Origin of the sequence: Actinomadura nitritigenes (assembly GCF_017573545.1) — a bacterium.
Lineage (GTDB): Bacteria > Actinomycetota > Actinomycetes > Streptosporangiales > Streptosporangiaceae > Spirillospora > Spirillospora nitritigenes.
In genome coordinates, this window is sequence record NZ_JAGEOK010000012.1 from 287,393 (window position 1) to 297,063 (window position 9,671).

At 74.0% G+C, this 9,671-nt stretch carries 10 protein-coding genes; 6 read left to right on the forward strand and 4 right to left on the reverse strand.

Annotated elements, in window-relative coordinates; translation table 11 throughout:
• The first annotated feature begins 94 nt into the window (after positions 1-94).
• Both ispD and J4557_RS20650 read left to right on the forward strand, forming a co-directional pair.
• Positions 95-796, forward strand: coding sequence for a 2-C-methyl-D-erythritol 4-phosphate cytidylyltransferase (ispD, locus tag J4557_RS20645; protein ID WP_208268350.1), 702 nt, complete (start codon positions 95-97; stop codon positions 794-796).
• Positions 793-1,545 carry a glycerophosphodiester phosphodiesterase gene (locus J4557_RS20650; RefSeq protein ID WP_208268351.1) on the forward strand — a complete coding sequence of 251 codons (753 nt, stop codon included), beginning with the start codon at positions 793-795 and terminating at the stop codon, positions 1,543-1,545. Before ispD ends, J4557_RS20650 begins: the two co-directional genes overlap by 4 nt.
• Before the next feature lie 52 nt (positions 1,546-1,597).
• On the opposite strand, the gene J4557_RS20655 is transcribed toward J4557_RS20650, so the two are convergent.
• Together J4557_RS20655 and J4557_RS20660 are read right to left on the reverse strand one after the other, a co-directional pair.
• Entirely contained in the window at positions 1,598-2,428 is an 831-nt protein-coding gene (locus tag J4557_RS20655) for a hypothetical protein (protein ID WP_208268352.1), read from the reverse strand.
• A 100-nt stretch (positions 2,429-2,528) separates the two neighbouring features.
• Positions 2,529-3,596, reverse strand: coding sequence for a glycosyltransferase family 2 protein (locus tag J4557_RS20660; RefSeq protein WP_208268353.1), 1,068 nt, complete (start codon positions 3,594-3,596; stop codon positions 2,529-2,531).
• A 255-nt stretch (positions 3,597-3,851) separates the two neighbouring features.
• Here J4557_RS20660 and J4557_RS20665 point away from each other — a divergent pair, with 255 nt between their 5' ends.
• The 3 genes from J4557_RS20665 (at position 3,852) to J4557_RS20675 (ending at position 6,938) form a co-directional block, all read left to right on the forward strand.
• Entirely contained in the window at positions 3,852-5,516 is a 1,665-nt protein-coding gene (locus J4557_RS20665) for an LCP family protein (protein ID WP_208268354.1), read from the forward strand.
• A 42-nt stretch (positions 5,517-5,558) separates the two neighbouring features.
• Entirely contained in the window at positions 5,559-6,362 is an 804-nt protein-coding gene (locus tag J4557_RS20670) for a thioesterase family protein (RefSeq protein WP_243776068.1), read from the forward strand.
• 102 nt (positions 6,363-6,464) lie between these two features.
• Positions 6,465-6,938, forward strand: coding sequence for a hypothetical protein (locus J4557_RS20675; protein WP_208268356.1), 474 nt, complete (start codon positions 6,465-6,467; stop codon positions 6,936-6,938).
• Positions 6,939-6,992: 54 nt separating this feature from the next.
• On the opposite strand, the gene J4557_RS20680 is transcribed toward J4557_RS20675, so the two are convergent.
• On the reverse strand, positions 6,993-8,393 hold the full coding sequence (locus tag J4557_RS20680) for an MFS transporter (RefSeq protein ID WP_208268357.1): 1,401 nt from the start codon (positions 8,391-8,393) through the stop codon (positions 6,993-6,995).
• A 95-nt stretch (positions 8,394-8,488) separates the two neighbouring features.
• Here J4557_RS20680 and J4557_RS20685 point away from each other — a divergent pair, with 95 nt between their 5' ends.
• The gene (locus J4557_RS20685; RefSeq protein ID WP_208268358.1) at positions 8,489-9,427 is read left to right on the forward strand and encodes a sigma-70 family RNA polymerase sigma factor; all 939 of its coding nucleotides are present in this window, start codon (positions 8,489-8,491) and stop codon (positions 9,425-9,427) included.
• Positions 9,428-9,542: 115 nt separating this feature from the next.
• Here J4557_RS20685 and J4557_RS20690 read toward each other — a convergent pair.
• A partial coding sequence (locus J4557_RS20690) for an acyl-CoA dehydrogenase family protein (protein ID WP_279576085.1) occupies positions 9,543-9,671 on the reverse strand: 129 nt, incomplete at its 5' end.

A 9,671-nucleotide genomic window follows, 5' to 3' on the forward strand; every position in this document is an offset into this window, starting at 1 on the left:
CTCAGCGTAGCGACTCGATGACCGGGTGTCGCAGGAACGGGCGCGCACGCCCCGCGGGCGCAGCCGAGCGGCGCGAGGGCGGCGAGAGGGAGAGATGGCGGCGCGGACGGTGGCGGTGGTGCTCGCCGGCGGGGTCGGCGAGCGCATGGGCGCGGGACGCCCCAAGCAGCTCATCGAGGTGGGCGGGCGGCCGATCCTGGCGCACGCAATCGCCGCGTTCGACGCCCATCCCGGCATCGGCGAGGTGGTGGTGGTGATGGCCGCCGGGCACCTGCGCGAGGCGGGCGTGATCGCCGCGCCGTTCCGCCGGGTCACGGGCGTGGTGGAGGGCGGCGCGACCCGTACCGCCTCGACCGTCGCGGCGCTGCGCGTGCTGGAGGACCACCCCGACGACACGCGCGTGCTGTTCCACGACGCGGCCCGCCCGTTCGTGGACGCCCCGGTCATCGACCGGGTGCTGGACGCGCTGGACGGCCACGACGCCGTCGCGGTGGGCGTGCCGTCGCCGGACACGATCGTCGTCGTCGAGGACGGGGTGGTCGCGTCCATGCCGCCGCGCGAGACGATGAGCCGGTTCCAGACCCCGCAGGGGTTCCGGCTCGGCACCATCCGCAAGGCCTACGAGCTGGCCCTCGCCGATCCGGCGCTGCGCGCCACCGACGACTGCGGGATCGTGCACCGCTACCTGCCGGACGTGCCGATCCGGGTGGTCGCGGGCAGCGAGCGCAACCTCAAGGTCACCCAGCCGCTCGACGCGGTGGTCGCCGAGCACCTCGCCCAGGAGGACCTGCCTTGATCTTCGAGAAGTCCCCGACCGTCATCGGTCACCGCGGCTACGGCGCGGGCCGGCTCACCCCGCCCGGCGCGGCGTCGCCGGTCGCGGAGAACACCCTCGAGTCCCTGCTCGCCGCCGCTGCGGCGGGGCTGTCCTGGGTGGAGATCGACGTGACCCGCACCGCCGACGACCACCTCGTCCTGCGGCACGACCCGACGGTCGAGGGCGGCGACCACATCGTGGACATGCCCGCCGACGCCAGCGGCCTGCCGCTGCTCACCGAGATCTTCGAGGCGCTGCCCGCGGACGTGGCGATCGACGTCGACGTCAAGACCGTGCTGGAGGACGCGGTGGACGCCCCGTCCCGCCGGACGGGGGCGCTGCTGCTGCCGGTGCTGAAGCGCGAGGCGCGGCGGCGCCGGCTGCTGGTCACCTCGTTCGACCCGGCGCTGCTGGTGTTCCTGCGCGGCGAGCTGCCGGACGTCCCGCTGGGCCTGCTGACCTGGCTGCGGTTCCCGATGTGGCACGCGGTCCCGGCCGCGGCGGGGCTGGACCTCCAGGCCATCGCGGTGCACACCGGCTCGTGCGGGTTCGAGCACCCCGACAGCCGGCTGCGGCCGCTGGAGCACTGCGTGGACGTCGCGCACCAGGCCGGCCTGGACGTGATCGCCTGGTGCCCGGCGGCCGACCGCGCCCCGGACTACGCGTGCGCCGGGGTGGACGCGATGGTCGTCAACGACGTCCCCGGCGTGCTGTCGACGCTGGCGTAGCGGCGCCCGCCGGTGCTGCGGCGCCCGCCCGTATGGCTGTGCGGGCGGCGCGTCAGCGGTCGCCGCGCAGGTCGTCGCCGCCGTACATCTGAGTCCACTCGCCGACGCCGTCGGCGGAGCCGCCCTGGGAGGACGGCTTGCCGCCGTTGTCGTCGAACGGCACGGCGCCGGACGCCGGACGCGCCGGAGAGTCGGCCTGCGGAGCGGACGGCGACGGGGAGCCCGCCTGCGGGAGGCCAGGCTGCGCCGAGCGCCCGTACTGAGGCTGCCCAGAAGGCTGCGCGGGGGGCTGCCCGTACTGAGGAGGCCGCCCCCATGGCGAGTCCTGTGCGGGCGCCTGAGGCGCGCCCATCGGCGCCGGAGCCCCCGGGGCGCCCGGCGCTCCGGGCGGCGGGCCCATCGGCGCGGGCGGCGGCCCGGCGTAGCGCGGCGCGGCGGCCCCGGCCGTCCGGGCGCGCCACCGCGACGGCGGCACCGACGCCACGACCAGCGCGACGCCGAGCAGGAGGAACACGCCGAACGTGGCGAGGTTCAGGTACCCCATGGTGAGGTTGTCGGGGAAGGACTTCTTGGCCGTGTTCCGCATCGCCCACTCGGCGTCGGCGATCCACAGCAAGCCGACGGCCGTGTAGATGACGCCGGGGACCAGCGAGGCGATCGGCGACACCCGTGATCCCACGACGAGCCCCAGCACGACCGCGGCGACAAGGAGCAGCCCGGCGCCGGTCCACAGTTCACTGCCGTGATAGTTGCGGAACGTCACCGCGTAATAGCGCTGCGTCATGGACATCTTGTAGGTGCCCATGACCAGGCAGTACGTGAGTATGGCGGTCGCGATGAGCCCGACCACCGCGCCGATTCCGTGGCGTGCGCCGTTGGACATGGCAACCTCCTCGCGTCCGGCGGGCGTGATCCCGTCGAACCTAACCCTGAGACGTGCGGGAACGCACGGGGGTTCAGGGCAGTTCTGCCGGAATTCGCCGCTACACCACCGGTTCGCCGGGTTTGGCGGGCGCCGGCTGGCCGAGCCGCGGCGGGCTGGTCAGGAACCCGACCCCCCAGGTCACGTGCATGGTCGCGAAGACCAGCGGGAGCCGCACCCAGGCGGACGGCGACAGCCCGCGCCCCTCGACGGCGGCGCCGACGATCATCGCGGCCGCGTAGCCGCCGGGCAGGAGCCAGCCGGGCCAGAACCCGAACGCCCCGGCGACCACGCCCGCCGTCATCGCGACCACGGCGATGGGCGGCGCGAGGTAGCGCAGGTTGAGGGTGCCCTGGTGCTCGCGGCCGACGACGCGGCGCCAGCGCCCGGTGTGGAAGTACTGCTTGGCGAGGGCGCGCAGGTTGGGCCGGGGACGGTAGGTGACGCGCATCCGCGGCGTGAAGAAGATCCGCCCGCCGGTCTGCCGGATGCGGTGGTTCATCTCCCAGTCCTGGGCGCGGGTGAAGGTCTCGTCGTACCCGCCGACCCGATCGAGCGCGCTGCGCCGGAACGTGCCGAGGTAGACGGTCTCGACCTCGCCGGCCTCGCCGCCGGTGTGGAAGCGGGCGTTGCCGACGCCGATCCGGGACGTCATGGCGCGGGCGACGGCCTGCTCGAAGGGGGTGACGCCCTCGGCGGCCATGATGCCGCCGACGTTGTCGGCGCCGGTCTCCTCCATCGTCTCGACCGCGGCGCGGACGTAGTCGGGCGGCAGCAGCGAGTGCCCGTCCACCCGGACGATGATCGAGTACTGCGACGCCCTGATCGCGATGTTGAGGCCCTGCGGGGTGCGCCCGGTCGGGTTGGCGACCACGACGATGCGGGGATCCTCGCCGGCGAGCCGGCGGGCGATCTCCTCGGTGCGGTCGCGGGACGGCCCGACGGCGAGCACGAGCTCCATCTCGCCGGGGTAGTCCTGGGACATGATCCGCCGGACGGAGTCCGTCAGGTGGCGCTGCTCGTTGAGGACCGGCATGACCACCGACACCGCGGGCCAGGTGCGTTCGCCGCCGGTGCGCTGCTGCGTTCCGTGCCGTGTCGTGCGCTGGGCGTGGGGAGATGGATTCATGTGGGCTCGCGGGCGCACCTCGGCCGTGGCGACGGGGTGCCGCGGCCGGAGGGGTGCCCCCCTTCCTCTCTCTCGCTTGCTTGTCTGACGCAGCCCACGCCACCCAGGTTTGCGTGCGGGCCGCCGGGGTGTGGTCAAGACGGCGCCACGTTACTGCAAGGACACGAGGCCCAGGTAGCGAACGGACGGGTGTTCCCCACTTTAGAGTGGTGTGGACCCACGCGAGAACGAGGTCTTCGGGAGGCGGGCGTCGGCATGGCAGACGGGCACGACTCGGGACGCGGCGACGCCGACCCGCTGGAGCGCTACTTCCGGCCCAGACCCGCAGGTGGGGCGGCCGAGGGCCCGGCCGACGACGGCGACATCGAGGGCGTCACCATCGACGGGATGCCGGCGCCGCGGGTGAAGGTGGACGGGCGCGGGCCGCGGCGCCCGGGCCGCCGGATCAGCCCGCGCGCGGCGATGAGCGCCCGGCGGCAGAAGCGGTTCCTGACGCTGACCGGGACGGCGTCGGCGTTCGTGCTGCTGACCTCGGGCGGCGCGTGGGCGTTCCAGAACTACGTGACGGGCGCGATCGACAAGGTGCACGTCGGCGGGCTCGGCAAGGGCAAGGACGGCCCGAAGGGCGCGATGACGATCCTGGTCGCCGGGGTCGACCGCCGCGAGGGGCTGACGAAGGCGCAGCAGAAGGCGGCGAAGCTGGGCCACGACCCGGGCGAGCGCTCCGACACGATGGAGCTGGTGCACGTGTCCCGGAACCACGACCGGGTGTCGATCGTGAGCCTGCCGCGCGACTCGTACGTGACGATCCCGGCGCACCGGTCGAACGGGTCGGAGGGGGCGAAGGGGCAGCAGGTCCCGGCCCGTCCCGGCAAGCTGACCTGGGCGTACCAGTTCGGCGGGCCCGACCTCACGGTGGCGACGATCAAGCAGGCGACCGGCGTGTCGATCGACCACTACATCGAGGTGAACTTCTACGGGTTCGTCAACATGGTGGACGCGCTCGGCGGCGTGGACGTGTGCACCGAGCAGGCGGTCAACGACCCGAAGAGCGGGCTGAAGCTGCCGCAGGGCAAGTCGCATGTGGACGGGCTGAAGGCGCTGGCGTTCGCGCGGGCCCGCTACACGCTGACCGGCGGCACCGACCTCGGCCGGATCGACCGGCAGCAGCAGTTCATGGCGTCGATGATGAAGCAGGCGCTGTCGTCGAAGACGCTGAGCGACCCGGTGAAGTCGACGAAGTTCCTGAACGCGGCGCTGAAGTCGCTGCGGGTGGACCCGGAGCTCGCCAAGAGCCTGCCGAAGCTCGCCGACCAGATGAAGGACCTGTCGACCGACAGCCTGACGTTCGCGAACGTGCCGCTGGCGAACCCGGGGTACAACGCCCAGCTGTGGAACTCGCCGACGCCGCAGTCGACCGTGCAGTGGGACGAGGCGAAGTCGAACGAGCTGTTCGGCCGGATCCGGCACGACGAGCCGCTGGGCGAGACGAAGGCGCCGAAGCCGAGCGCGTCCCCGTCGAAGACGCCGTCGGACGGCCCGACGGTGCCGCCGGACGAGATCAGCGTCCGCGTCCTGAACGCGATCGGGACGCAGGGGCTGGCGACGCGCGCGGGCTCCCAGCTGACGAAGGGCGGCTTCCACGTCACGGTGGTGCCGGGGATCGCGCGGCGCGGCCTGCAGCGCACGCAGATCCAGTACGGGCCGGGGCGCGAGGACTCGGCGAAGACCCTGGCGGCGGCGATCCCGAACGCGAAGCTGAAGGAGGTCTCGTCGCTGGGGTCGCGGGTGCAGGTGATGGTGGGCGCCGACTGGGACGGGGTGAAGAAGGTGAAGGTGGCGTCGCCGTCGCCGACGGCGTCGCCCGCGTCCGGGTCGTCGCTCGACTCCGGGACCGCCACGGAGAAGCTCTGCCACTGACGATCTAGAATATCGTTCTAGACAGTGGAGAGGAGCAGGGCGTTGGACGGTGACCTCCCCGAGGCGTTCTACGAGCCGCTCGGCGGCGGCCGGTTCGCGAGCACGCCGGCCACGGCGGGCCCGTGGTCGCCGTCGCTGCAGCACGCCGGCCCGGTCGCCGGCCTGATGGGACGGGTGTTCGAGCGCACCGGCCCGGTGCCCGGCACCCGGGTCGCGCGGGTGACGGTCGAGATCCTCTCCCCCGTGCCGGTCGCCGAGCTGGAGGTGACCGCGCGCGTCGTCCGCCCGGGGCGGCGGATCGCCCTGCTGGAGGGCGAGATGACCCATGAGGGGCGGCCGGTCGTCCGGGCCACCGCCTGGCGGATCCTGGCGGCGCCCGCCGAGGTGCCCGAGACCGTCCACGCGCCCGCCGCGCCGCCGCTGCCGGACGCCTCCGGGACGTTCACGGTCGCGCCCGAGCTGCACACGCACGGCTACCTGTCGGCGATGGAGTGGCGGCCCGTCGAGGGCTCGTTCTTCGCGCCGGGCCCCGGGACGACCTGGGCCCGCGCCCGCGTCCCGCTGGTCGCCGGGGAGACCGACTCTCCGCTGGTGCGCGCGCTCACCCTGGCCGACAGCGCGTCCGGCATCGGCAGCCAGCTCGACCTGTCCAAGTGGATGATCATCAACACCGACCTGACGGTCGCGCTGCACCGCGACCCGGCCGGGGAGTGGCTGTGCATGGGCGCGTCGCTGAGCGTGAGCCCGCACGGCAGCGCGCTGTGCGAGGCGACCCTCGCCGACGGTCACGGAGAGTTCGGACGGGTACTGCAGACCTTGATCGTGGACGAGCAGCCAACGCCCTGACCTGGTGCGATGACCGACCGACTGGACGCCGTCCGATTCTTGATCGACTACTCTGGGTAGTGAAAGGCGTGCACAGAGAAGTCACCGTCAGGAGTCCAGAGAATGTCGACAAGGTTTCTCGGCCTGATCAGCACAGCCGCCGTCGCCGCGCTCGCGGTGGCCGGCTGCGCGGCGCGGACCGACGCACGGCTCACCGCCGCGGAGGCGCCCGTCCCGTCGCCGAGCGCGTCCGCCGGGGCGGCCGACGCGCCCTCGGCGGCCGACGCCCCGAAGGGCAGGAAGAGCGCGGCGAAGGACGGCACCGACCTCAACGCCTGCCTCGACGCCGACTGCGAGGTGGAGGTCGCCGACGGCCAGCGGATCCCGCTCGACCCGAAGTACGGCGTGGACGGCATCGACGTCCGCACCGACGGCCCGCGGGTCTTCTTCACCGCGAGCGGCCGCAACAGCAAGATGGTCACCTCGATGGACACCTCCTGGGCGGGCACCGGCTCGTCCTCGACCGTCAACGGCCTGACCTTCCGCCCGCGCATGACCAAGGACGGAAAGATCATCGTCCGGGTCAGCCACGACTGACCCGGACGGCCCGGCGGGCGGTCACCGGACGATCGGTGGCCGCCCGCCGGCGTCTCAGCGGTTCGAGGCGAGGACCGGGCCCGCCGGGCTCGGCGCCGGGGCGGCCTCCCGGCCCGGGATCGCCAGCGCCGCGACCGCGCCGGCCAGCGACAGCGCCGCGCCGACCCCGATCGCGCCGCCGAAGCCGTCGGTGAAGGCGGACGGTCCCGCGTAGCCGCCGGCCTTGGCGAACGCCAGGGCGAGGACGGCGACGCCGAACACCCCGCCGAGCTGCCGTCCGGTGTTGAACACCCCGGACGCCTTGCCGATCTGCTGCGGCGCGACCGCGTTGAGCACGGCGGACTGCGCGGCGGGCATCGCCATGCTCACGCCGGCGCCCGCGATCAGCATCGGCGCGACCAGCTCCCAGTACGGCACGGACGGCGTCGCGGCGAGCGCGAGCCACCCCATCCCCGCCGCCTGCATGGCCAGGCCCAGCGCCGCCAGCGGCCGGGCGCCGACCCGGTTCACCAGCCGGCCCGCGGTCGGGGCGACGACCGTCACCGCCGCGGTCCAGGCGAGCAGGTGCAGGCCCGCGGCGAGCGGCCGGTCGCCGCGTCCGGTCTGGAAGTACTGGGCCGCGAAGAACAGCGCCCCGTAGAGCGAGGCGTACAGGAACACCCCGGCGGCGTTCCCCGCCGCGAAGCCCCGCAGCCGGAACAGCCCCAGGGGCACCATCGGCCGCGCCGCGACCCGCTCCCAGGCCACGAACGCGACGCCGCAGACCGCGCCCGCGGCCAGCGTCCCCGCGACCTCGGCGCTGCCCCATCCGGCGGCGTCCGAGCGGATCAGGCCCCACACCAGGCCGAGGGCGGCGCCGGTCACCAGCACCAGGCCGCCCGCGTCGACGCCGTCGCCGCCGCCGCGGCTCTCCGGGATGCGGCGCAGCACCAACGGCATGATCACCAGGCCGATCGGCACGTTCAGCCAGAAGATCCACTCCCAGGCGAGGCCCTGGGTGACGGCGCCGCCGACCACCGGGCCGCCGACCACCGCCAGCCCCGTCAGCCCGGCGAACAGCCCCAGCGCCTTCGGCCGGTCCGGCGGCGGATAGGCGGCGCTGAGCAGCGCCATCGCCAGCGGCATCACCAGGGCCGCGCCGGCGCCCTGCAGCACCCGCGCCGCGATCAGCCAGCCCGCGTCCGGCGCCAGCGCGCACGCCGCCGACGCGGCGGTGAACAGGCCCAGCCCGGCCGTGAACACCAGCCGCCGCCCGAACCGGTCGCCCAGCACGGCACCGGTCATCAGCAGGACGGCGAAGCTCAGGCTGTAGGCGTTCACCGTCCATTCGAGCTGCTCCATCGAGGTGCCGAGATCCACCCTGATCCGGCTCAGCGCCGTCGTCACCACCGTGGCGTCCAGCGCCACCATCACCGAGCCCGCGGACGCGAGCCCCATCACCCATTTCCTGTTCATGTCCGTACCGACCCGCGGCCCGGCGGGATCGGCCGGTCCGGACCCGATGAATTCGGCGGGCTGCCGGGTCTGTACAAGAAAGGGAGGAGCGCGGAGTGACCGTGATCGAGCAACCGAGCGACGAGTTCGTCCGGCTGGCCGGGCCGTTCCGGCGCGAGCTGCTGACCCACTGCTACCGGATGCTGGGGTCGGTGCAGGACGCCGAGGACCTCGTCCAGGAGACCTACCTGCGGGCCTGGCGGGCGTACGAGGACTTCGAGGGCCGCGCGTCGATGCGCACGTGGCTCTACCGGATCGCCACCAACGCCTGCCTGAACGCACTGCGGAACGGCGGCCGGCGGGTGCTGCCCGCCGGGCTGGGCGGCCCCATCGCCGACCCGGCCGCGATCGGGCCGCGCGATCCGGAGATCACGTGGCTGGAGCCGATCGCCGACGAGCAGGCCGATCCGGCGGCGATCGTGGCCGGGCGCGCCGGGCTGCGGCTGGCCCTCATCGCGGCGCTGCAGCACCTGCCCCCGCGGCAGCGCACGGTGCTGATCCTGCGGGACGTGCTGGCCTGGTCGGCGGAGGAGACCGGCGACGCGCTCGGCATCAGCGCGACCGCGGTGCACAGCACCCTGCAGCGCGCCCGGGCCCGGCTCGACCGGCTCGATCCGGCGATCGACGAGATCGCCGAGCCCGCGGAGCCGGAGCGCCGCGACCTCCTCGACCGGTACGCCGACGCCTTCGAGCGGGCCGACATGGCCGCGCTGGCGCGGCTGCTCACCGCGGACGCGGTCTGGGAGATGCCGCCGAACCCCTCGTGGTTCGCGGGGCGCGACGCGGTCCTGCGGCTGCTCGAGGTCCGGCTGGCGGCCAAGCGGAGCCGGCTGGTGCCGGTCCGGGCCAACGGGCAGCCGGGGTTCGCGATGTACGTGGACGGCGAGGCGTTCGCCGTCCAGGTCGTCACGCTGCGCGGCCCCGCCATCGCGGCGGTGACCGCGTTCCACGACGCGGCCCTGGTCGAGCGCTTCGGCCTGCCGCGACGCCTGTGACCGCCCCCTGCGGTCGCCGCCGATCCCGCGCCGGTCGGGCGGGCGGCCGGCGCCCCCGCGCCCGAGTGGCGGACGCGGGGGCGACTGGTGCTCTGGGACTACTGGTGCTCTGGGGCTACTTGAGGAGCTGGCGGGCGATGACCATGCGCTGGATCTGGTTGGTGCCCTCGTAGATCTGGGTGATCTTGGCGTCGCGCATCATCCGCTCCACCGGGAACTCCCGCGTGTACCCGTACCCGCCCAA